The sequence below is a fragment of the Novosphingobium sp. GV079 genome, from assembly GCF_003058045.1.
GTDB classification, from domain to species: Bacteria; Pseudomonadota; Alphaproteobacteria; order Sphingomonadales; family Sphingomonadaceae; genus Novosphingobium; species Novosphingobium capsulatum.
The window spans coordinates 344,260-367,011 of record NZ_QBUE01000002.1 but is presented as its reverse complement, the minus strand read 5'-3'; the positions used below and the strand labels follow the sequence as shown (position 1 = coordinate 367,011).

At 67.6% G+C, this 22,752-nt stretch carries 15 protein-coding genes; 4 read left to right on the top strand and 11 right to left on the bottom strand.

Translation table 11 applies throughout. The annotated features are described in order from the left end of the window. Positions 1-5 precede the first annotated feature (5 nt). Both C8K14_RS03465 and C8K14_RS03460 read left to right on the top strand, forming a co-directional pair. Positions 6-1,802, top strand: coding sequence for an IlvD/Edd family dehydratase (locus C8K14_RS03465; RefSeq protein ID WP_107715695.1), 1,797 nt, complete (start codon positions 6-8; stop codon positions 1,800-1,802). 84 nt (positions 1,803-1,886) lie between these two features. Beyond that, positions 1,887-2,753 (top strand): SMP-30/gluconolactonase/LRE family protein, encoded by an 867-nt coding sequence (locus tag C8K14_RS03460; protein WP_107715694.1) that lies wholly within the window; start codon positions 1,887-1,889, stop codon positions 2,751-2,753. A gap of 18 nt (positions 2,754-2,771) precedes the next feature. Here C8K14_RS03460 and C8K14_RS03455 read toward each other — a convergent pair whose 3' ends face one another. From C8K14_RS03455 to C8K14_RS03405, 11 genes are all read right to left on the bottom strand, one after another. Next, on the bottom strand, positions 2,772-3,401 hold the full coding sequence (locus C8K14_RS03455) for a ParB-like protein (RefSeq protein WP_084390690.1): 630 nt from the start codon (positions 3,399-3,401) through the stop codon (positions 2,772-2,774). Between the two features lie 17 nt (positions 3,402-3,418). Continuing rightward, the gene (locus tag C8K14_RS03450; protein WP_107715693.1) at positions 3,419-5,035 is read right to left on the bottom strand and encodes a SulP family inorganic anion transporter; all 1,617 of its coding nucleotides are present in this window, start codon (positions 5,033-5,035) and stop codon (positions 3,419-3,421) included. Positions 5,036-5,128: 93 nt separating this feature from the next. Continuing rightward, positions 5,129-6,472: a cell wall hydrolase gene (locus C8K14_RS03445; protein ID WP_107715692.1), complete on the bottom strand. Its 1,344-nt coding sequence runs from the start codon at positions 6,470-6,472 to the stop codon at positions 5,129-5,131. A gap of 15 nt (positions 6,473-6,487) precedes the next feature. Further along, complete coding sequence (locus C8K14_RS03440) at positions 6,488-7,741, bottom strand: outer membrane beta-barrel protein (protein WP_158271858.1); 1,254 nt, start codon at positions 7,739-7,741, stop codon at positions 6,488-6,490. A gap of 736 nt (positions 7,742-8,477) precedes the next feature. Further along, positions 8,478-9,899, bottom strand: a complete 1,422-nt coding sequence (locus C8K14_RS03435; protein WP_107715690.1) for a glycosyltransferase family 4 protein — start codon at positions 9,897-9,899, stop codon at positions 8,478-8,480. Continuing rightward, complete coding sequence (locus C8K14_RS03430; RefSeq protein ID WP_233250879.1) at positions 9,899-11,332, bottom strand: polysaccharide pyruvyl transferase family protein; 1,434 nt, start codon at positions 11,330-11,332, stop codon at positions 9,899-9,901. Before C8K14_RS03430 ends, C8K14_RS03435 begins: the two co-directional genes overlap by 1 nt. Before the next feature lie 152 nt (positions 11,333-11,484). Continuing rightward, positions 11,485-12,888, bottom strand: coding sequence for an efflux transporter outer membrane subunit (locus C8K14_RS03425; RefSeq protein ID WP_054131959.1), 1,404 nt, complete (start codon positions 12,886-12,888; stop codon positions 11,485-11,487). Next, positions 12,885-16,040 (bottom strand): efflux RND transporter permease subunit, encoded by a 3,156-nt coding sequence (locus C8K14_RS03420; protein WP_107715688.1) that lies wholly within the window; start codon positions 16,038-16,040, stop codon positions 12,885-12,887. The genes C8K14_RS03425 and C8K14_RS03420 overlap by 4 nt, the downstream gene beginning before the upstream one ends. 6 nt (positions 16,041-16,046) lie before the next feature. Further along, a complete protein-coding gene (locus C8K14_RS03415) occupies positions 16,047-17,294 on the bottom strand; it encodes an efflux RND transporter periplasmic adaptor subunit (protein WP_233250878.1) in 1,248 nt (415 codons plus the stop codon). A 280-nt stretch (positions 17,295-17,574) separates the two neighbouring features. Beyond that, the gene (locus tag C8K14_RS03410; protein ID WP_022677364.1) at positions 17,575-18,252 is read right to left on the bottom strand and encodes a murein L,D-transpeptidase catalytic domain-containing protein; all 678 of its coding nucleotides are present in this window, start codon (positions 18,250-18,252) and stop codon (positions 17,575-17,577) included. Positions 18,253-18,410: 158 nt separating this feature from the next. After that, on the bottom strand, positions 18,411-19,004 hold the full coding sequence (locus C8K14_RS03405) for a nitroreductase family protein (RefSeq protein WP_107715687.1): 594 nt from the start codon (positions 19,002-19,004) through the stop codon (positions 18,411-18,413). A gap of 130 nt (positions 19,005-19,134) precedes the next feature. Here C8K14_RS03405 and C8K14_RS03400 point away from each other — a divergent pair, with 130 nt between their 5' ends. Next, complete coding sequence (locus C8K14_RS03400) at positions 19,135-20,079, top strand: LysR family transcriptional regulator (protein WP_107715686.1); 945 nt, start codon at positions 19,135-19,137, stop codon at positions 20,077-20,079. A gap of 109 nt (positions 20,080-20,188) precedes the next feature. Next, positions 20,189-22,492: a TonB-dependent receptor gene (locus C8K14_RS03395; protein WP_022677367.1), complete on the top strand. Its 2,304-nt coding sequence runs from the start codon at positions 20,189-20,191 to the stop codon at positions 22,490-22,492. The last annotated feature ends 260 nt before the right edge of the window (positions 22,493-22,752 follow it).

Genomic DNA, 22,752 nt, shown 5'->3' with positions numbered 1-22,752 from the left:
CCCCTATGACCGAGCACCAGACCCCGAAGCTGCGCAGCCGCGCCTGGTTCGACAATCCCGATAACATCGACATGACCTCGCTCTATCTGGAGCGGTATCTGAACTTCGGGTTGAGCCTGGAAGAACTGCGCAGCGGCAAGCCGATCATCGGTATCGCCCAGACCGGCAGCGACCTTTCCCCATGCAACCGCCACCACCTCGTGCTGGCCGAGCGCATCCGCGAAGGCGTGCGCGAAGCGGGCGGCATCGTGCTGGAATTCCCGGTGCACCCGATCCAGGAAACCGGCAAGCGGCCCACCGCCGGGCTCGATCGCAATCTGGCCTATCTTGGCCTGGTCGAGGCGCTCTATGGCTATCCCATCGATGGCGTGGTGCTCACCACCGGATGTGACAAGACCACGCCGGCGCTGCTGATGGCGGCCGCCACGGTCAACATCCCGGCCATCGCCCTGTCGGTGGGGCCGATGCTCAATGGCTGGCACAAGGGCGAACGCACCGGCTCGGGCACCATCGTGTGGAAGGGCCGCCAGATGATGGCCGCCGGTGAACTCGATGCCGATGGCTTCATCAAGCTCGTCGCCTCATCGGCGCCGTCCACCGGCTATTGCAACACCATGGGCACGGCCACCACGATGAACTCTCTGGCCGAGGCGCTGGGCATGATGCTGCCTGGTTCGGCGGCGATCCCCGCGCCCTATCGCGATCGCCAGGAATGCGCCTATCACACCGGCAAGCGCATCGTGGACATGGTGCGCGAAGACCTCAAGCCGTCAGACATTCTGACGATCGATGCGTTCCACAACGCCATCGTCGTCAATTCCGCGATTGGCGGATCGACCAACGCGCCGATCCACCTGGCCGCCATCGCCCGCCATGTCGGCGTGGACCTGCCGCTCGATGATTGGCAGCGCCTGGGCCACAAGGTGCCGCTGCTGGTCAACCTGCAGCCGGCCGGCGAATACCTGGGCGAGGACTATTATCGCGCCGGTGGCGTTCCGGCCGTGGTTGGCCAGCTGATTGGCCAGGGCCTGATCCGCGAAGGGGCGATGACCGTCAACGGCCGCACCATGGGCGAAAACTGCCGTGGCGTGGAAATCGAGGACGAACGCGTGATCCGCCCATTTGCCCAGCCGCTGGTGGAAGAAGCCGGTTTCCTGGTGCTCAAGGGCAACCTGTTCGACGCTGCGATCATGAAGACCAGCGTGATCAGCGCGGAATTCCGCGCGCGCTATCTGTCCAACCCGGCCGATCCCGAAGCGTTCGAAGGCCCCTGCGTGGTGTTCGATGGGCCGGAAGACTATCACCACCGCATCGATGATCCCGCCGTGGGGATCACGCCCGAAACGCTGCTGTTCATGCGCGGGGCGGGGCCGATCGGCTATCCCGGCGCGGCCGAAGTGGTCAACATGCGCCCGCCGGCCTATCTCATCACCGAGGGCGTCAGCGCGCTCCCATGCATCGGCGACGGGCGCCAGTCGGGCACTTCGGGCAGCCCGTCGATCCTCAACGCCAGCCCGGAAGCGGCGGCGATGGGCGGCCTGGCCCTGCTCGAAACCGGCGATCGCGTGCGCATCGATCTGAGGGCCGGCACGGTCAATGTGCTGGTGGCAGACGACGTGCTGGAAGCGCGCCGTGCCGCGCTGGTGGCCAAGGGTGGCTATCCCTATCCCGCCAGCCAGACGCCGTGGCAGGAAATCCAGCGCGCCGTGGTCGGCCAGCTCAACACGGGCGCCATTCTGGAAGGCGCGGAAAAGTATCAGCGGATCGCCCAGACCATGGGCCTGCCGCGCGACAATCACTGATCGGAACAGACCAGCGATCGGGGTGGGAAAGGGTGGCGCCTGCCGCGCTTTCCCACCCGGCACGATAGAGAGGACCGGAGCGCGATGGCTTTGTGGCGCAAGATCGACCGCGACGTGGCCGATATCCTGGGCGAGGGCACGCTGTGGTGCCCGCGCGACGGCGCGCTCTATTGGACCGACATCCTCGCGCCCGCGCTCAACCGCATGGATCTGGCTAGCGGCGCCATCGATCGCTGGACCATGCCAGAGCCACTGGGGTGGGTGGCGGCAGCCAAGACGGGCGGCCTGATCGGCGGCTTTCGCGGCGGTGTCGGCTCGATCACCTTTGATGCCGCGTCAGCCATGCCCGTGATCGGGCCGCGCACCGGGCCAGAGCCGCATCTGCCGGGCAACCGCATGAACGATGGCAAGGCCGATGCCCACGGCGCCATCTGGTGCGGCACGATGGACATGGCCGAAGAGCAGGACAACGGCACGCTCTATCGCCTGGGGCATGATGGCACTTTCCAGGCGATCGACACCGGCTATGGCGTACCAAACGGGCCGGCTTTCTCGCCATGCGGGCAGTGGCTCTATCATGCCGACAGCGCGCGCCGGGTGATCTATCGCTTTGCGCTGACCGACGAAGGCGTTGGCCCGCGCGAGGTGTTTGTTCGCCTGGCCGAGGACGATGGCTATCCCGACGGCATGATCTGCGATGCGCAGGGTTTCCTGTGGCAGGCGCATTGGGATGGTGGGCGGATCAGCCGCTTTGCCCCTGATGGCCGGCTCGACCGCACGATCGCCCTGCCGGCGCGGCGCATTACCAACATCACGTTTGCCGGCGAAGGGCTTGATCGCATGTTCGTGACCGGCGCGCGCGTTGGCCTTGCCGATCCGGGCGAATATGATGGCGCCCTGTTCGAGGTGGAAAGCGGCGCCACCGGGTTTGCGCCGGGCGTTTACGGCTAACGCAGGTCAGCCGCGCGCCTAATAGCTTTCCACCCCGGCATAGCCGGGCAAGTGCCGCGCGCCGTGGCCACGGGCCAGGTCGATCGCCTCGCGCAGGGCCTGGTCAAACTTGTTGGCCAGCTTGCGCGGGCCGATGTGATCGCGAAAGAAATCGGCCCACAGGAATTCGGCATAGGGCCGCGTGGTCTTGGCATAGCCGCCGGCACGGCGCACGTCACCGGCTAGCGAGCGCCAGGGATCATCCTCCAGCTTGCCCACGTGATGGGGCAGCGCCTTCCATTCGCGGCGGCGGCCGCGCGCGTCATAGGGGTGCAGCCAGTTGTTGGCGTCGAGAAACGCCAGAAACCGCTTGCGCGGCAAGTGCGCCAGCCGCGCCACCACCGACACCAGCACTTCTTCCACCCCTTCCAGATGCAGCGCCAGGGCCAGGTGATGGTGATCGAGCATCCACAGCTGGTCATCGGGGCCGATCACGGCCGGGATCATGTGCGCGCCCAGAAATTCGCCGGCGGCGCTGGCTTCGTTGCGGCGCGCCCAGTCGCGGCGCTTGCGCTCCACCTCGCGCAGGCCAACGGTCATCTGCGTGGGGCGCAGATCGGCAATCGCCACGGTCTTGAGAATCGGTTGGATCGGACCGGCCAGCCCCATGACTCACGCTCCATGCTTCACGCCTGCCGCGGCGCAGTCTGCGCCAATGCCACTGCATCGGCAACGCTGAAGGTGGCATCGCGTGCCAGATCACCCAGGCCCGATGCCGCCAGCACCGCGCGCGCGCGATCGTGCGTGCGCGCCAGGATCAGGCGCCCGCCGCGCCGCGCCAGCGTGGCATGCAATTCGCCGATCGCCTCGGCGGCCGTGGTATCAAGATCGTCACTCTCTTCCAGGCTCAAGACCACCACCGGCACGCCCAGCCCTTGCGCGCGGCGCGCCACCAGGCCCAGCACGGTTTCGGCATTGGCAAAAAACAGCGGCGCGTTGGGCCGGAAGATCGCCAGCCCGCCCACTGCGCGCGCGGTATCGTGGGCGGCCATGTCGACATAATCGTGGCTGGTGCCCAACTGCCCCAACTGGCTGAGCGAGGGATGGGCCAGGCGATAGAGCAATTGCGCCAGGCTGAGGCCCACGGCCAAGAGCAGGCCATCGAGCACGCCCAGCGTGAGCACGCCGAGCGCGGCAACGGGCGCGGTCCAGCGGTCGCGCCCCACTTTCCACGGCCGCAGCAGCGGCGCGGGCGACAGGGCGTGGGTCAGCGCCGCGACGACCACAGCGGCCAGCACCGGCTGCGGCAGGCGCGCGGTCAGCGGCCCGGCCCATAGTACCAGGGCAAGCAGGGCCAGCGCAGCAAACACGCCGGCCGCGCGGCTGGTGGCGCCGCTGGCGGCATTAGCCGATCCGGCGGAAAAGCCCGCACCCACCGGCATGCCCTGCGCCAGCGCGGCGGCGGCATTGGCCAGGCCCAGCCCGGCCAGCTCGCGATTGGCATCCAGCGTATCGCCGCGCGCCAGGGCCAGGCTGCGCATCGTGCCCCAGCTTTCGGCAAACAGGATCAGTACCAGCGGCGCGGCCAGCGGCACCAGGCGCAGCCATTGCGCCGGATCACCGGGCAGCACTGGCGCGGCGAGCAGCAGGGGGGCGGGGCCAGCCTGGGCCACGCCCAGCCCGGCAAAGCCCGGCAGGCTGGCCCCGGCAATGCCCAGGACCAGCACGATCAGCGCGCCAGGCACACCGGGCCAGCGGCGCAGCAGCAACAGCAGCGCCAGCGCGCCCACGCCACAGGCCAGAGTGGCGCCATGCCACTGCCCCGCTTGGCGCAGGATGGTCCAGCCAACCACACCCACGCTGCCTTGCGGCGCGGGCAGGCCGGTCAAGGCCGGCAACTGGCGGATGATGATGGTCAGCGCCAGCCCAAGGGCAAAGCCGCGCAGCACCGGCCGCGCGACAAACCCGGCCAGACTGCCCAGGCGCGCGGCGGCCAGCGCCAGGAACAGGGCGCCGGCCAGCAGCGTCAGCGCCGTGGCATTGGCTGCCAGCATCGCTGCTCCGGCCTGGCCCGTCGCCAGGCTGGCCAGGCTCGCCGCCAGGATCGCGGCGGACGACGACGTGGGCGAAACCACGGCAAAGCGGCTGCGACCGACCACGGCATAGGCCAACCCGCCGACCACCGCCGCAATCAGCGCGCGGCCCGGTGCCAGCCCGGCAATCCCGGCATAGGCGACCGCCTCGGGCAGCATGAGCCCGGCCATCGCCAGCCCTGCCAAGGCGTTGCGCGCCAGTCCCGCCATTGCCCACTCTCCTGCCAGCTGCGCCGCCGCGGCCCCCAACGCCTTGTGAAGCGGGGCCGCGCGGCGGGCAAGGGGAGACGATGCCCAGTATGCTCAGCCGCCGCCGGAGAGCAGGGCTTGGCGCTGTCCAGCGGGCGGCAGGCACTGCGCGCGGTCGGTGCGCGGGGTGAGGGTGCAATCCCACCAGGCGCCTTCGCCGCCGCTGTCGCGATTGCGACGATAGGCAAAGGCCAGCGTATCGAGGCTGCCCGGCGCGCCGCGCCAGCCCAGCACGGTGCACCGCGGCCGGTGCCCACAGGCCTCCAGCGCCTGGATGGCATAGCGGCCGGGAAACAGCGCGGCGTCAAAGGTGATGCGGATCGGCCTGCTGTCGAGCGGCGTGTCATCGCCGCCGCCATGCAGCGCCATGAGTGCGGCCCGGCCCGGTGCGAGCGCTGCCGAGGGGCCGGCATCGCGCAGAGCGGTAGGCGGCAACTGGTTTATAGCAGCCAGGCGGGTATCGACCGTCACGGCCTCGTCACTGTCTGTCAGGCCGGCGAGGAGGGTGGGGTCAGCCGCAGCGAGCGTGCTCTCATGCGCTGGAGACAGGGCGGCGAGGCTTGGCTCCACCGGCTCTCCCGCGAGATTGGTGCCGCTTAGCCGAAACGCCGGGCCTGTGCCCCACCAACCCGGCCAGCGATAGAACAGGTGCGCGCCCACTTGCGCCAGCTTGGCCAGCCCGTCGCGCCATTTCGGCACGACGTAATCGGCATGGTAATGCGTTGCCCAGCCCACGCGCGGGTCCACCGCACCAGCAAGCGCCGCCCCGGCAATGGCGCGTGCGCGCGCCCAGGCGGCAAGACCGGGATGGCGGCGCGCCAGGCTGCCATCGCAGGTGAAGGAGAACTGGCAACCGGTCTGGCGCTGCGATCCCTGGAACACCACGCCGCACACGCTGGCCGTGCCGCCGGGGCCGGCAAAGGCGGGATGGCGCGCGCGGTTGAGCACGACCTGCACCACGGCCCGCTCTCCCGAAGGATCATCACCTGCTTCGTACCAGGCGGCGGCGGCCAGGCAATCGCGTGCCCGTTCCAGTGCTGCGGGCGCTGCCGCGCCCACTGCAAAGGGCGCGGCGGCCACTGGCGCTACCGCAATCGGCACCGCCGCATTGGACGCGCGAGCATCCCGGGCGCTCACGTCTAGCAGCGCAGCCGGATCGGGCAGCGCGGGCGGTGGTGCCCCGCGCACGAGGGCAGACGCGCTGGCCAGGTCGAGGCGCAGTGCGGCGCGATCGGCCCCCGGGGCAAAGATGCGCAACGCCGCCGCCAGCGCCACCAGAAACAGCAAGGCGATGGCCGCACGCAGCGCGATTTCGGCGCGCCGTTCAGCCCGGTCGATGGTGGCGTCAGGCGCTGGATCGGCCAGCGGCGGGGATGGATCAAGCGGCAGGCTGGCCATCGCGGCGCGACCCTTTCAGAACACGTATTTCAAGGTGATCGTGGCGCGGTTCTGGTCATATTCGCGCGGCTTGGCCACGGGCGCGCTGGTGCGGCCCAGGGCATGGCGCAGCGCCCCTTCCACCATGACATGGGGTGCGGCCTGCCACGTGGCCGCAAGCCCGGCACTGGCGTAGCGATCGACCCGCGCCCCGCCGCGGAAGCGGTTGATGGTATAGCTCACGCTGGGGCGCAGGATCAGCGTGCGTAGCAATTCGTGCGCGGCGCCCAGGCTGAACTGCTGCTGCTCGATTCCCGCAACATCGATGATTGGGGAGCGCTGGATCGTCTTGTCGGCGGCGAGCGACACCGTGGTCAATGGCGTGACGTGCCATTGGACATTGGCGTCGTATGCCAGCCCGGCGATGGTGGGATAGGCCCGGCTGGCGAAGCGCTGGTGCAGATAGCCCAGCGCCACTTGCCCTTCGAGCAGGCGATCCTGGCCAAAGGCAATGCCGGCCATCACGGCATAGCCATGGCCGCGCCGGCTGGGCTGCGTGCGATCTTCATGGGGATAGCGCGTGCTGTTGAGGCGCAGGGCGAGCGATACTGCCACCGCCGAAGAGATCGGGCGGACCAGCTTGGCCCCGCCGGCCAGCGCCTGGTAATCACGCGGGGCAAGCACGATGGTGGTGTTGCCATCATGCCGGTTGAAATAGTGGAAGCGATCGAACCGCAGGTCGAATGCCAGGCGGGTGGCGCCCACGGCTTGCTCCACGCTGCCGCCCAGGCTTACCTGGCGATAGGCGATCGGCTTGACGCCGAACAGCGTGTCGCCGGTGGTGCCGCGCGCCTCGATCCGGCGATCGATCGCGGCGTCAAGGTTCACCCGCGTATCGCGCCCGATGTCGATCCGCCCGGCAGCGCCGGCGCCATAGCGATCGGTGCCTTCGGCGCCATGGCGGGCATAGCGTTCGAACAGGCCATCGGCACGCAGCGTCAGGGAATGGCGGTTCCATTGCGATTGCACGGTCACGGCCGGGGCCAGGTTGGCCCCGACATCGGCCACGCGCGGCACGCGGCGGGCATAGAGATCATCTGTCGCCACTACGCCGAACGCCACCGTGGGCAGGATGCGCAACGATCCGGCCACGAGCCCGGTGCCCTCCATGCCCGGGCGGATGCGGTTCTCCACGGTTTCCGGCCCGGCGCGGCGCTCTGGCGCGTTTTGCCCGGCGGCGAGCATCGGCCACGATAGCGCCCCGGCAAGCGAACCCCACCGCGCTGCCAAGCGCCCCCAGCGGCACCGGCGCACCCGCCCTGCCGTTGCCGGATGGGCAAGCGCGCCACCCCCCTGTCGCTGCTGTTGCACCATGCCTCCTGCCGCCATAGCCATGGGCTGACTGGTATCACCGGGGCGCATCCCTCGCGGCAGCAATCGCCCCCATTGCCGAGGCACTTGGCGCGGCATCCTGGCGGTCACGGCATGTTGGGGATCACGCGATCAGGTCAAATCCAAGCGATTCAGCGGTCTGGCATGCCGAAGGCGCAGGGCAGATTGCTGCCAAAGCCGGGATAGTCTCCCTCAGGCGTTGTGCGTAGCGCATATGCCTGGGCATTAACGATCGTGCGCAAGCATTCGTTGATGGCTGCTGTGCCACCCATGGCAGGGTGAACCACCTGCTTGCCCGCCTTGCTCCTGTGCAACTCGTCCGCCTTGGCCGCGCCTTGGCGCTCGCCATGGCCACGCTGATGACCGCCGGCTATGTCACCGGCTGGGCATCGGCCGAGAGTACGGCGATCATGGCCTATGTTTTAGGGCTGCTGATCCTTTTGGCCGTGCCGGACCAGCCGAGTTCGGAATTGCTCGGCGCGCAGGCGGTGTGGATGAGCGTGGCCGAATTCCTGGCTGCCGCGCAATCGGGGCAAATGCAGGTGTGGCGCTGGGCGGTATCGGTCGCGGCGCTGGCGGTGGTGCTGCTGTCCGTCAAGATCCAGCACTGGCGCAGCCTGGCGCGCAGCCATCCCTATTCGCTGCTGCGCGATCTCGAACGGCGCGCGCCGCTGGCCAGTTCGGCCGTGCTCAATGGCCGGGTGCGGCCAGTGCGGCCAAGGCCGGGCCAACCGGCTGATGGTGGCGATGCGTCTGGCCCGTCGGCGGCACGCTGGCGCCGCTCGTCGCACGGCTGATCCTGCGCCTGGGCGTGTTCTGCCACGGACCGGGCGGCCAGCCGCGCCGCATAGAAATCAAGCAGGCGGCCAACCCAGGCATCGGGCGATAGCGCCAGATCATCGGGCAGGGCAAAGGCTGCCTCGCTCATCGCGCGGATGCGGGCGTGGTCTTGCGCCAATGCAGCCAGTTGCGCGGCAAAGCCTGGTGTATCGCGCGGATCGATGGCCAGGCCAGCGCCATGGCGCACCAGATCGTCCACCAGCAGCGCGGTGGGCGGCAGGATCACCGGAATGCCCGAGCGCGCCGCTTCCATCGCCACCAGGCCATAGGGTTCGGGATAGCGGCTGGGCATCACCAGCAACCGGGCGCGCTGCGCCACGCGGGCGATCTCTGCCGGGGAAAGGCGCCCGCTGAAGCGCGCCTCGGGATGGCGGGCGCGCAGCGTCGCCTCCAGCGCGCCGCTACCCACCAGGCGCAACGGCACCCCGGCGGCGCGGGCGGCAGCGACGGCCAGGTCTGGCCCCTTGGTTTCCTCCAGCCGGCCAACGAACAGCACCTCGCGGTTGGTTTCGGCGGCGATGCGCGTGGGCGACCATGGCGCCACCGGGTTGGGCAGCGCGTGGATCGCCTGTGCGGGAATACCGGCGCGCATCAGCAGCGGCGCCATGGCGGCATGGATCGCCAGGACTGGCGGCGCATGCGCCGGATCGAACACCCGCGTCTGGATCGCATGGCGCAGCACCCGCAACAGCTTGTGGCTGCGGCTGTGGCGGTCGCAATTGGCGGTGATGCACGCGCGCGAGAGCGGCACCAGCGGGCAGGGCTGCCCGGTGCGCAGATCGGCAAAGGCACCGTTGGGGCAGGCGAGGAAGAAATCATGCGCGGAAATCACCAGGCGATCGCGCACCGGAGCCAGCGCATGGAACACGGCGGGAGACAGGATCTGCAGCCAGCCGTGCAGATGATAGACCGTGCGCGGCGTATCATGCTGCGCGATCCAGCGCGCCACCATCTGCGCCGCACGGCGGTTCCACAAGGCGGCCAACGCGGCCTCCATCCGGGGGCGGGAAAGCAGCCGTCCCTGGCCCAGCGCAACGCATGCGATGCCCGCGGCGGCCAGGCTGCCATCATCGCCGGCATCGCCCACCAGTAGCGTCACGTCATGCCCGAGCGCGCGGAATGCGCGGGCCGAGGACAGCGCCAGCGCACTGGCGCCGCCCATTGGCCGCGCCAGATCGTTGATTACCACGATACGGTCGATCGTCGTCCCGCGCATCAGGCCGGCACCACTGCGGTGGCACTTGCCGTCGCGCGCGGGTGCGGCGTTTGGCCTTTGGCAAGGCGAGGCTGCGCTGCATGGGCCAGGCGCCGGGCCAGCCGTGCCACATCGGCGCGGGTGCGGCTGATCAGGCTGGCGAGCGCCGCGCGGTCCACCCCTTCGGCCAGGGCTGCGTGCGCGAGGTTTACCATCGCGGCCGCCGTCATCGCCGGGCCATCGACGGCATAGGCGGCGCGCCCGGCCAGGGCAAAGAAGCTGGCGAGCTTGTCATCCCAGGTCAGCCCGATGGTGGGCACGGCAAACGAATGGGCGGCGATGCAGGCATGCATGCGGTGGGCGATGACCAGATCACATCCGGCAACGAACCCCGCCAGATCGGCCGGCGTGGCAAAAGGCGCGGCCATGCTGACACGCCCCTGGCCCTGGTGCGCCACACCGCCGCGCCAATCTGCGGCGGCGCGTTCTGCCGTCCAGCGCGGCGCGTTGCGGGCAAGGCAAGCGCGGTCTTCCGGGCTGCCGTTGGTGAACAGGATCACGTGCAGCCCCTGCTGCACCAGGGCGGTGGCGAGCGCGCCGTACCAGTCGATCACCGCCGCATCCTGCAAGGCGCCAGCAGCCTGCGCCGCTGCGCCGTGATGCTGCCCCACGTGATAGCGCAGCGCCAAGGGGTCGGTGATGCACAGCCCCACGCGGCGTTCGCGCGGGGCGCCGGTGGCCAGGACTGCCTCCGCAGCGGGGGAAGACCCGCGCGGATAGTGCAGGCTGGCAAGCAGGCCGGGATCACCCACCACCTCTGCCGCCACGGCGCCGCGGGTTTCCAACTGGCCGGCCCAGGCCAGGCGGCTGGCTTCATCGCGCACGGCGGCATGGGCCAGCGGGCGGCGGGCCAGCGCACGGGCAAACAGCGCCCGCCCGCGCGGCGACCAGTGCGCACTGGCGCCCACGGCATGCACCGCCATGGGCAGTCCACGCCGGGCAACCTCTGAGGCGGCGCTGCGTAGTTTGATCGGGAAATTGAGATCGGCATCGGTCAACAGGTTGCCCCCGCCGATCACCACGGCATCGGCCCCGTGCAGAGCGCGGGCGACATGCCGGCGCAGCGCCAGCCGGCTCAACGCCATCAGTGCAACGCCAGCCATCACGCGGCGCAGCGCCGGTGGCACCGCCTCGAGCACGGCCAGCATGCGCCGCCGCCGCCCCGCCGATGCGGCCGACCAGCCATGGCGCCCGGCAATGTCGATCGAATAGACATCGGCCCCGCCCAGCGCATGGGCCAGTTCGCGCTCAAGGCATTCGGCCAGCAGCCCATCGCCCAGGTTGGGGCTGTACTTCACGTTGAGTAGCGCCACGCGCAACGGCCTCCGCGCTGCCGACATGCCGGCCGGTAGGTCCTCGGCGAGCGGGGCAGGGGAAGCGGATGAGAGCGACATCGCAGGCAGCGTCCTTGGACCGGAACAGAAAAGGGCACCGGAACGGCCGCGCGCGGCCTTGTCCCGATGCCCTTAGTGTTCCTGTCCTGCTGCGCTGCGGCAAGGATCGATGCAGCCACAACCCGACCGTTACGGACCGATCGGCACCCCGATCAGGGCGTCAGCCCGCCGCCGAGCACTTCATACAGCGTGACCATGTTGGTCGCTCGCGCCAGCCGCGCGGTGACCAGCGCCTGCCGCGCCGTGTAGGCGGTACGTTCGGCATCGAGCGGTTCCAGGAACGTGTTGATGCCGTTCTGATAGAGCGACTGGGTGATGCGTGCCGCCTTTTCGGCGTTGGCAAGATTGCTTTCCTGCGCGGCCACCTTGTCGTCGATCGTGCCGCGCCGGGCCAGGGCATCGGCCACTTCGCGAAATGCGGTCTGGATCGACTTTTCATAGGCCGCCACCGCCGCATCGCGGCTCGCCTTGGCATAGGCGAGGTTGCCGGCATTGGCGCCGCCATCGAACAGCGTCTGCGTGGCGCTGCCGCTGGCCGACCAGGCAAAGGTGCCGCCGTTGAACAGCCCCGACAGGCTCGAACTGGCGAGGCCGAGCAGGCCGGTCAGCGAGATCGACGGGAAGAACGCTGCACGGGCCGCGCCAATGCGCGCGTTGGCGGCTTTCAAGGTATGCTCTGCCTGCAGCACATCGGGCCGGCGCAGCAGTACGTCAGACCCCAGGCCCACCGGCAGGCTGGCCAGGGTCTGGCGCCCGTCACCCAGGGTCTTGGGCAACAGTGTTTCGGGCACGGGGGCGCCCACCAGCAGTTCCAGCGCGTTGCGATCCTGCGCCACATAGGTGGTATAGTCCGCCACATCGGCGCGCGCGGTGTCCAGCGCGGTTTGGGCTTGGGCGATGGCCAGCTTGGTGCCCACGCCATTGGCTTCCAGTTGCTGGGTCAATTGCAGGGTCTTGCTGCGCGAGGCGAACGTGGCCTGGGCCACGGCGAGCGCGTCGCGATCGGCGGCCAGGGTCAGCCAGGCCGTGGCGGTTTCCGAAACCACGGTGATCTGGGTGGCCTTGCGCCCTTCGTCGCTGGCCAGATAGGCCTCGAACGCGGCCTTGCTGGTGTTGCGCAGCTTGCCGAACAGATCGACCTGATAGGCCGACACGTTGCCGCTTACCTCGTAGTTTTCGCTGCGGATCGTGCTGTTGCGCGAGATCGAGGCGCTGGGTCCGGCAGTGACCGTGGGCACCAACGCGGCGCGATCGACGCGATAGGTGGCGCGCGCCTGCGCCACGGCAGCCACCGCGCTGCGCAGGTCGCGGTTGCTCGACAGCGCCAGGGCAATCGTGTCGCGCAACTGCTGGTCGGTGAAGAACGCCTGCCAGCCGATCGCATCCACCCCGCCGGCGCCATCGGCCAGCGTGGGATAGCTGGCGCCCTGGGGCAGGCTGGGCGCCACGGGCAGATCGGGGCGCACATACTTGGGCGCCAGGTTGCAGGCGCCAAGCGCCATCACGGCCACGCCGCACAGCGCGGCCCGGGCGGTTTTCACGATGGGCGCGGTCATGCCTGCGGCTCCTTGTCCATGGCGTGGCTATCGGCCGGGGGCGTGTCCTTGCCGTTCTTACCGCGAGCGAAGACGCGCTTCACCAGCACGAAGAACAGCGGCACCAGGAAGATCGCCAGCAGCGTGGCCGACAGCATGCCGCCCAGCACGCCAGTGCCGATCGCGCGGCGGCCGTTGGCGCCGGCCCCGCTCGCCACCGCCAGCGGAATGACGCCGGCGATGAACGCCACCGAGGTCATGATGATCGGGCGGAAGCGCAGCCGCGCCGCTTCCAGTGCGGCTTCCATCGGGGCAACACCGCGATGCAGCGCTGCCTCGGCAAATTCCACGATCAGGATCGCGTTCTTGGCCGAAAGCCCGATGGTGGTGAGCAGCGCCACCTGGAAATAGATGTCGTTGTTGAACCCGCGCAGCGTCACGGCGAGCACGGCGCCGATCACGCCGAGCGGAATGACCAGCAGCACCGACACCGGCACCGACCAGCTTTCATAGAGCGCCGCCAGGCACAGGAAGATGAAGAAGATCGACGCGCCATAGAGCAGGCCGGTCTGGCTGCTGGCGGCGCGTTCCTGATACGACAGGCCCGCCCACGCCACGCTGTAGCCGCCATTGAGCTTGCCGGCGAGGTCTTCCATGGTCTGCATGGCCTGGCCCGAGCTGATGCCATTGGCCGGATTGCCCACCACTTCCTGCGCGGCAATGCCGTTGAAGCGCGGCAGCACCGGGGCGCCGACGGTCCAGTTGGTCTGGGCAAAGGCGGCAAACGGCGCCATCTGCCCGTCAGACCCGCGCACATACCACTGGCCCAGGTCCTGCGGTTTGCTGCGATAGGGCGCATCGCCCTGGACGAAGACCTTCTTCACACGGCCACGGTCGACGAAGTCGTTGACATAGGTGCCGCCCCAGGCAGTCGACAGGGTGGAGTTCACGTCTGCCGGCGCGATCTGGAAGGCGGTGATCGCCTCGTCGTTGAGCGCCACGTTGAGCTGCGGCGTATCTTCCAGGCCCTGCAGGCGGGCCTGCGCCACGCGGCCACTGCCGTTGGCATCGTCCACCAACTGCTTGCGCGCGGCGGTCAGCGCGGTGCGGCCCTGGCCGGCGCTGTCCTGCAGATACATGTCGAACCCGGCCGAGTTGCCAAGGCCACGGATGGCCGGCGGCGACAGCACAAAGATCTGCGCCTTGCTGCCCAGCTTCTGAGCAAACAGCTTGTTGAGGCGGGCGGAAATGCCCGCGGCGCTGTTGTCGCTGCCGGCGCGCTCGTCCCAATCCTTGAGCAGGATGAAGCCCTGGCCGGTATTCTGGCCTGAGCCACCCTGGCCACGCCCGGCGATGATGAACACCGCGCGGATATTGTTGCCTTCGGTCTGCTGGATAATATCCTGTGCCTGCTTGGCCACGGCCTGGGTCTGCTCCATGGTGGAGCCGACCGGCAGGGTATAGCTCATCATCAACTGGCCCTGGTCCTCATCGGGCAGGAAGCTGGTGGGCAGGCGGGTATAGAGGAACACCATCGCGCCGATGATCGCCACGAAGGCGAGCATCCACGGCAAGGGGCGGCCCACGATCCCGCCCAGACGGTTCTGATAGCCTTCCTGCAACCGGTCATAGCGACGGTTGAAGCCGGTGAAGAAGCGGCCGTGCGGCTTTTCCTCCGCCTTGAGCAGCGTGGCGCACAGTGCCGGGGTCAGGATCAAAGCGACCAGCACCGAAAGCCCCATCGCCGAAACGATGGTGATCGAGAACTGGCGATAGATCGCACCAGTCGATCCGCCAAAGAAGGCCATGGGGATGAACACGGCGGTCAGCACCAGGGTGATGCCGATCAGCGCCGAAGTGATCTCGCCCATCGACTTGACCGTGGCATCGAGCGGCGAAAGATGCTCCTCGTGCATCACGCGCTCGACGTTTTCGACCACGACGATGGCATCGTCGACCAGCAGGCCGATGGCCAGCACCAGGCCGAACATGGTCAGCGTATTGATGGTATAGCCCAGCAGCGCCAGGATGCCGAAGGTGCCGAGCAGCACCACCGGAACCGCGATCGCCGGGATCAGCGTGGCGCGCCAGTTCTGCAGGAACAGGAACATCACCACCACGACCAGCGCGATCGCTTCGAGCAGGGCCTTGACCACTTCCTCGATCGAGATCTTGACGAAGGTGCTGGAATCGCGCGGGTAGGAGATCTGGTAGCCTTCGGGCATGGACTTGGCCAGCTCGTCGATCTTGGCCTTGACCAGCTGCGCCGTCTTCATCGCGTTCGCGCCCGAGGCAAGGCTGACCGCGATCCCGGTGGCCGCACTGCCATTGAGCGTATTGATCGAGGAATAGCTTTCCTGGCCCATCTCCACGCGCGCCACGTCGGACAGGCGCACTTCGCCGCCATCGGCGCTGGTTTTGAGAATGACCTTCTTGAAATCATCCACCGTCTGCAGGCGCGAACGCGCGGTGACCGTAGCGTCCAGACGTTGGCCTTGCGGCGCGGGCAGGGCACCCACTTCGCCGGCGGCGACCTGGGTGTTCTGCGCGGTCAGCGCGGCGTTCACGTCGGACGGCATCAGGTTGACCGCGGCAAGCTTGGCCGGATCGAGCCAGATGCGCATGGCATAGGACGAACCATAGACGTCGGCCGAGCCCACGCCTTCGACGCGCGAGAGCGGGTCCTGGATGCGCGTGGTCAGATAGTCGGCGATGTCGGCATTGGTGCTGCGGCCGGTGGTGTCATAAAGCGCCATGACCAAGAGCTGGTCATTCTGCGCCTTGGTCACCGTCACGCCCTGCTGCTGCACCACGGTGGGCAGGCGGCTGGTCGCGCGCGAAATGGCGTTCTGCACCTGCACCTGCGCCGTATCGGGGTTGGTGCCCTTCTCGAACGTGGTGGTGATGTTGGCCGAGCCATTGCTGCTGGTCGAGGTGAAATAGAGCATGCCGTCGATGCCCTTGAGCTGCTGCTCAAGCACCTGCGTCACGCTGTTTTCCACCGCCTGCGCATCAGCCCCGTTGTAGGTGGCGCTGATCGAAACGGTTGGCGGGGCAATGTCGGGGTATTGTTCCACCCCCATGGTAGTGATGGAAAACGCGCCCGCAGCCATCACCACAATAGCGATGACCCAGGCAAAGATCGGGCGATTGGCAAAGAAGCGCGACAGCATGGGGCGTTACTTTGCCCCCGCGCTGGCCGGGGCGGGGGTGGCATCAGCAGCGGGCGCAGCGGCAGGAGCCGTCGCAGGCGTGCCCTTGACCTTGGCGCCTGGCTTGGCCTTGATCAGCCCTTCGGTGATCACCTTGTCACCGGCGGCCAGGCCGCTGGTCACCAGCCAGTTGTTGCCCACGGGCGTTTCGGCGGTCACGTCGCGGGTTTCCGCCTGGCCCTTGGCGTTGATCACCAGAACCGTGGCCGTGCCACGCGGGGTGCGGCTGACCGCGCCCTGCGGCACCAGAATGCCGTTGGGCACGATGCCCTGGACCAGCCGCGCCTTGACGAACAGGCCGGGCAGCAGGTCACCCTTGGGATTGGGCACCGTCACGCGCAGAATCACCGTGCCGGTCTGGCTGTTGACATCGACGTCGGCAAAGTTGAGGCGGCCTTCCACCGGCCACTCGGTTCCATCGGCCAGGATCACCTTGACCGGGGCCGAGCCATCGGCCGACAGCTTGCCCGATTGCAGCGCGCGGCGCAGCGCCATGTAATCGTTGCTCGATTGCTGGATATTGACCCACATCGGGTCCAGCTTTTGAATCTTGGCCAGCGCATCGGTTTGGCTGGAGGTGACGAGCGCGCCCTTGGTCACGCTGGACACACCGATGCGGCCGCTGATCGGCGCGAGGATGCGGGTAAAGCCCAGGTTGACCTTGGCGGCCTGCAACGCGCCCTGATAGGCCATGACCTGCCCGCGCGCCTGGTTGTAGGCAGCCAGGGCATCGGCGGCGTCCTGGCGGGAAATGCCGCCCTGGTCAGCCAGCACCTTGTAGCGTTCGGCCTTGAGGCGCAGCGATTCCACCGTGGCGCGGGTGGCGGCCAGATTGCCGGCGGCCTGGCTTGCCGTGGCGGCATAGCTGCGGGAGTCGATCTGGTAGAGCGGCTGGCCGGCGCGCACCATGCTGCCTTCGGTGAACAGGCGGTCCATGATGATGCCGGTCACCTGCGGGCGCACCTCGGCGATCTGGCTGGCCACGGTGCGGCCGGAAAGCTCGGTGGACACCGGCACGGCCGTGGGCGTGGCCACGATATAGCCAACCTGCGCGTCTTGCTTGGGCGGGCCTTCCTGGCCCTTGCCGCAACCGGCCAGCATCAGCGTGGCGCCCAGGGGCAGGGCGGCCAGGGCCAGGGGCGTAAGCGCGCGGGTGGCCGCCAGGCGAAGGGCCGGGAACCGGAAGGAGGGAGCAACCGGAAGACTGTGCAACATTATTTCACCGACATGTATGATTCGCAGGGCCGCGTAGCACAGCCTTGTCGGCCAAAGTGGACGAAAGCCGATTTGGCAACGCCCTGCGACACTTTGTGACAAGTAGCAGCAACCCGCGGGAGAATGTCTGTCGGGATCACAGAAAGGCTTGTGAGGCAAGCTTTAACCCACGTTAGCACCCTTTCGGGTGATCATGGGAACCGATGTGCGCGTGCTGCGTTTTGGTGGGTTGTTCTGGTCGTGGCGCAGGCGGCAATTCGCGGCACCGCCACGCGCTGGCTCAGCGCGCGGCGTAGAGCAGCCGGCCAGGGCCGAGCAGCCCCAGCACACGATCGATATCGGTGTTCGACACGGCAAAGCAGCCCTGGCTGCGGCCAACGCGGCCCTGCATGTTGGCAATGTCGGGGCCAACATAGCTGGCGGCGTGGATCACGATACCGCGCATCTGCGCCAGATTGTTTTCCGGATCGAGGCCGATCAGCCGGCGCGAACGACCATGCCGCCCGTAATAGGTGTCGCCGGTCAGGAAGCTGCCGCTGCACGATGCTTCCGAACCGTATTCGTTCGAAAGCCGTTCCACCCAGCCTTTGTTGGCAGGATCGGAACCCCGGCCATGCGCCACGAGGTGGGAGGACAAGACCCGGCCGCTGGCCACATCGACCAGTTGGAAGCGCGCCTCCCGCGAGGGGGCGGAAAAATCGACGATGCCGATCACGTCTTGCGCGGCAACATGGTTGCCATGTTCGCGCAGTGCACCAAGAGCGCGGGTCAGCAGAGCCGGGCTGTCTGCCGCGGGCGAGGGGGGAGGAAGCGTGGCTGCGCCGGGGCCAAGGCCGGGTGCCCAGGCACCGTTCGAACCCTGGATAGGCGCAATCGCTTCTGCCGCCGCGCGCGGAAACAGCGCCGAGGCCGCCGATCCGGCAAGTGCGCCAAGGAACTGGCGCCTGCCAAATGTCATGATTGCGAGACCCCGAAACAAACAATTGCGTTATGCTATGGGGTCCAACGTGGCGTCGGTTCCCGCCGCTGCCAAGGGCGCGCCCCGGCCAATGCGACGAAATGTGCTCTACATCCCACTGGCCGTTGCCGCAGAGGGAACCGTTTCGCCTTGGCGTATCAGGCGGGCAGGCTGGCGAAGGTTCCGGCAACGGCCACTTCGGCCACCGGCTTGCGCCCGCTCGCCGCTTCGCGTTCCTTGAGGAAATCGGGCAGCTTTTCCGGGCTATCCTGGCGGCCGATGGCCACGGCCGCTTCCACGCGCCAGCCTTCGGGCACGCCCAGCACGTCGCGTGCCTTGGCAAAATCGATCCCGGTCATGCCATGGGTGTGATAGCCCAGCGCGGTGGCCTGCAACGCCAGCATGGCCCAGGCCGCGCCAGCATCAAAGCTGTGGCTGTGGTTGGGATTGGCGGTGCCATCGTCCTTGCGCATCGATTCGTCCGACACGATGAACACCAGCGCGCCGGCATCCTTGGCCCAGCCCTGGTTGAACGGGATCAGGATGTCGAGGAACGCAGCCCAGTTGGCATCACCGGGCACGGCATAGAGAAACCGCCAGGGCTGATAGTTGAATGCCGAAGGCGCCAGGCCCGCTGCCTCGAAGATCACCGCAAGGTCTTCAGCCGGAACGGCGGCGCCGTCAAACGCGCGCGGCGACCAGCGGTCCACGATCAGGGGCAGTACGCGGGGATCGGCAGTGCGGGTGGTCATGGGATCGAATCCTTCTGGGGCAAAAGCGGTGGTGGAATGCGTCGCGTGCTGTCTGGCGGCTTTTGTCCTTTTCTAAAATCCCCATATTTCGGATAAGAATGTTCAGTTTCGTTGAATGGAGTAGCGCGGCATGGATGTAGGCCAGCCCAGCATTGACCAGATCCGCATCTTTCTGGCGGTGGTCGATGAGGGGACGTTCAACGGCGCCGCGCGCCGGCTGGGCCGGGCGATCTCGGTGGTCAGCTATGGCATTGCCAATCTCGAGGCACAGCTGGGCGTCGTGTTGTTCGACCGCGAGGGATCGCGCAAGCCGCAGCTGACCGATGCCGGCCGCGCCGTGCTGGCCAGTGCGCGTGCCGTGGCCGACGATGTCGATGCGCTGATGGCCCGCGTGCGCGGGCATAACCAGGGGCTCGAGGCCGAATTGACCCTGGCGGTGGACGTCATGTTCCCGACCGAGGCCTTGGCCCATCTCTTGCAGGAATTCCTGGTGGCGTTCCCCACCGTCGATCTGCGCCTGCACGTCGAGGCACTCGGGGCCGTGCCCGGGCAACTGCTCGATGGCCAGGCAGACCTGGCGATCACCGGCGCGGTGCTGGTCGATGATCCCGCACTCGATCGCATCGCCATTGGCGCGGTCGAGCTGGTGCCGGTGGCCGCCCCCGGCCACGCGCTGGCAAGGATGAGCGCGGTGGCGCCAGGCACGGGCCGGCAATATCTCCAGCTCGTCCTCACCGATCGTTCCGCGCTGACCCAGGGACGCGATTTCTCGGTCCTGGCGGCGCGCACCTGGCGGCTGGGCGATCTGGGCGCCAAGCATGCCCTGCTGCGCCAGGGCATCGGCTGGGGCAACATGCCCCGCCATGTCGTGGCCGATGACCTGGCCAGTGGCCGTCTGGTCCACCTCGCCATGCCGGAAGGCGACAGCATCACCTATCCGATCCACGCGCAATGGCGGCGCGACAGCCCGGCCGGGCCGGCGCGCAGCTGGTTGCTGGAACGGCTGCTGGCGCTCGACTGCGCGCGGCAGGCCGGCGCCATCCATGACGGTTTGATGACGCATAATCTGGGGTAGTGCCGCCAAACTGTCATCGAAACGGCATCAATCTGAAACCGCACGGGGCTAGCCGGCGCGTCGCACCATTCCCCCTTTTGCACGGGGGCAAAATCCATGAGGGATTACCATGCGTCGCGTTTCTGCCCTGCTTGCCGGCTGCGCCGTGCTTTTCTCCTGCCCCGCCTTTGCCGCCGACGCTGCCGCGCCGGCGCCTGAATCCGCGCCCGATGCCGCCGCCAATGGCCCGGAAATCGTCGTGCTGGGCACCGGGCAAACCCGCCAGACGCAGGAAATCAAGGCCGCCGACCTGGCGATCCTGGCCTCGGGCACCAGCCCGCTCAAGGCCATTGAAAAGCTGCCCAGCGTCAACTTCCAGTCGGCTGACGCCTTCGGCAACTATGAATGGTCCACCCGCGTCACCATTCGCGGTTTCAACCAGAACCAGCTGGGCTTCACGCTCGACGGCATCCCGCTCGGCAACATGAGCTATGGCAACAACAACGGCCTGCATGTCAGCCGCGCGATCAGCCCGGAAAACATCGGCGTCACCGCCGTCAGCCAGGGTTCGGGCGCGATCGACACGCAGTCGACCAGCAACCTGGGCGGCACGCTGGAATTCAAGTCGATCGATCCGGCCGAACTGCTGCGTGATCACCACGTCGCCATCGATGCCAGCGGTTCCTATGGTTCGTCGGAAACCTGGCGCGGGTTTGGCCGCCTGGCCGTGGGCACCCCCGATGGCGTGCGTGCGTTCGGCTCTTTGCAGTACCAGAACGGCAACAAGTGGAAGGGTGATGGCCAGCAGCGCACGCTGATGACCAACTTCAAGTTCATTGCGCCTGCCGGCCGCATCAACCTGGAAGGCTGGTACAGCTATTCCGACCGCGTCGAGCAGGACTATCAGGATCTCTCGCTCGCGCTGATCGCGCGCCATGGCTACAACTGGGACAACTTCGGCCCGCACCAGTATGCCACGGCCGTGCTCGCCGCCGATGTGGGCGCCAACACCGGCTATACCGGCGTCAAGCCGACCAACCCGGCCGCCGGCACCACCTATCCCGACAACATGATCAACGCCGACGATGCCTATTACGACGCGGCTGGCCTGCGCCGTGACTGGGTCTATGCCTTTGGCGCCAGCGGCCCGCTGAACGATACGATCTCGTTCAACATCAAGTCCTACTACCACCACAACCGCGGCCAGGGCCTGTGGGGCACGCCCTATCTCGCCAGCCCCAGCGGCGTGCCGATGTCGGTGCGCACCACCGAATACGACATCAAGCGCGAAGGCGTGTTCGGCGATTTCGTGGTCGATCTGAACAAGAACAAGCTCACCGTGGGTGGCTGGGCCGAAAACAACGATTTCAACCAGGCACGCCGGTTTTATGGGCTGACCAGCCGCACCGTTCCCGGCATCGACTTCCACCACTTCCTGACCGATCCGTTCGCCACGCAGTGGTACATGGCGTACAACACCACCACGGTGCAGTACTACGTCATGGACGATATCGATCTGGGTGCGCTCAAGATCAATCTCGGCTGGAAGGGCTTTGACGTGATCAACCGCGCGTCCAAGCTGGCGGCGCAGAGCAACCTGGCGGTAGGCCGCCTCGAAGCACGCGACTGGTTCCAGCCGCACGCTGGCCTCACCTACAAGCTGGGCGGCGGCGCCGAAGTCTTTGCCGGCTTCACCCAGGTGACGCGCGCCTTTACGGCAGACGCCACCTCCAGCCCGTTCTCCACCACCCAGGCCGGCTTCAACCAGATCGCCGCCAATGGCCTCAAGCCCGAACAGTCCGATACCTATGAAGGCGGCCTGCGCGTCAACAACGGGCCGCTCAACGCCGTGCTCGGCGGTTACCTCGTCAACTTCCGCAATCGCCTGCTGACGATCCCCACCTCGGTCGGCATCGTCGGGGCGGCCAACCTGGTGCAGAACGTGGGCAACGTCCGCGCCTATGGCCTGGAAGCGGTGGTGAACTACAAGCTGCCCTACGGCTTCGCGCTGTTCGCTTCGTACAGCTACAACAACAACACCTATCGCGACAACGTGGTGACTGCCAACGGTACGGCGCTCACCGCCGGCAAGACCGTGGTCGATACGCCCAAGCACCTGGCGCGCGGCGAAATCTCGTATGACAGCAATTCGTTCTTCGGGCGCGTTGCGGTCAACTATATGTCCAAGCGCTATTTCACCTACCTCAACGACCAGTCGGTGCCGGGCCGCGCCCTGGTCGATGCCACGCTGGGCTATCGCATCGACGTGGGCCAGCGCACGCCGCTGGAAATCCAGGTCAATGGCACCAACCTGTTCGACAAGAGCTACATTGCCACGATCGGTTCCAACGGCTTTGGCTTCTCGGGCGACAACCAGACCCTGCTGGCCGGTGCGCCGCGCCAGGTCTTCGTGACGCTCAAGGCCGGCTTCTGATCCACCCTGCGCGAGGGGGGCCATGTGCCCCCGCGCGATTCGCCTGATCGGCCCCGCTTCGGTTTGCCCGGAGCGGGGCTTTTTTTGTGCGGACACATTTTGCCATGAACTGCAGGAAATCGCGGTAATCCGCCGATTTTGCTGCAGAAAATGTCAGGTTTCGGTCAAATGTGACAATTCCTGACATGCGCGCGTCACAAAAGTGCAGCCATGCCCACCTAGGGGGTGGCGCGAAGGGGCGTTTGAGCCTCACCAGTGAG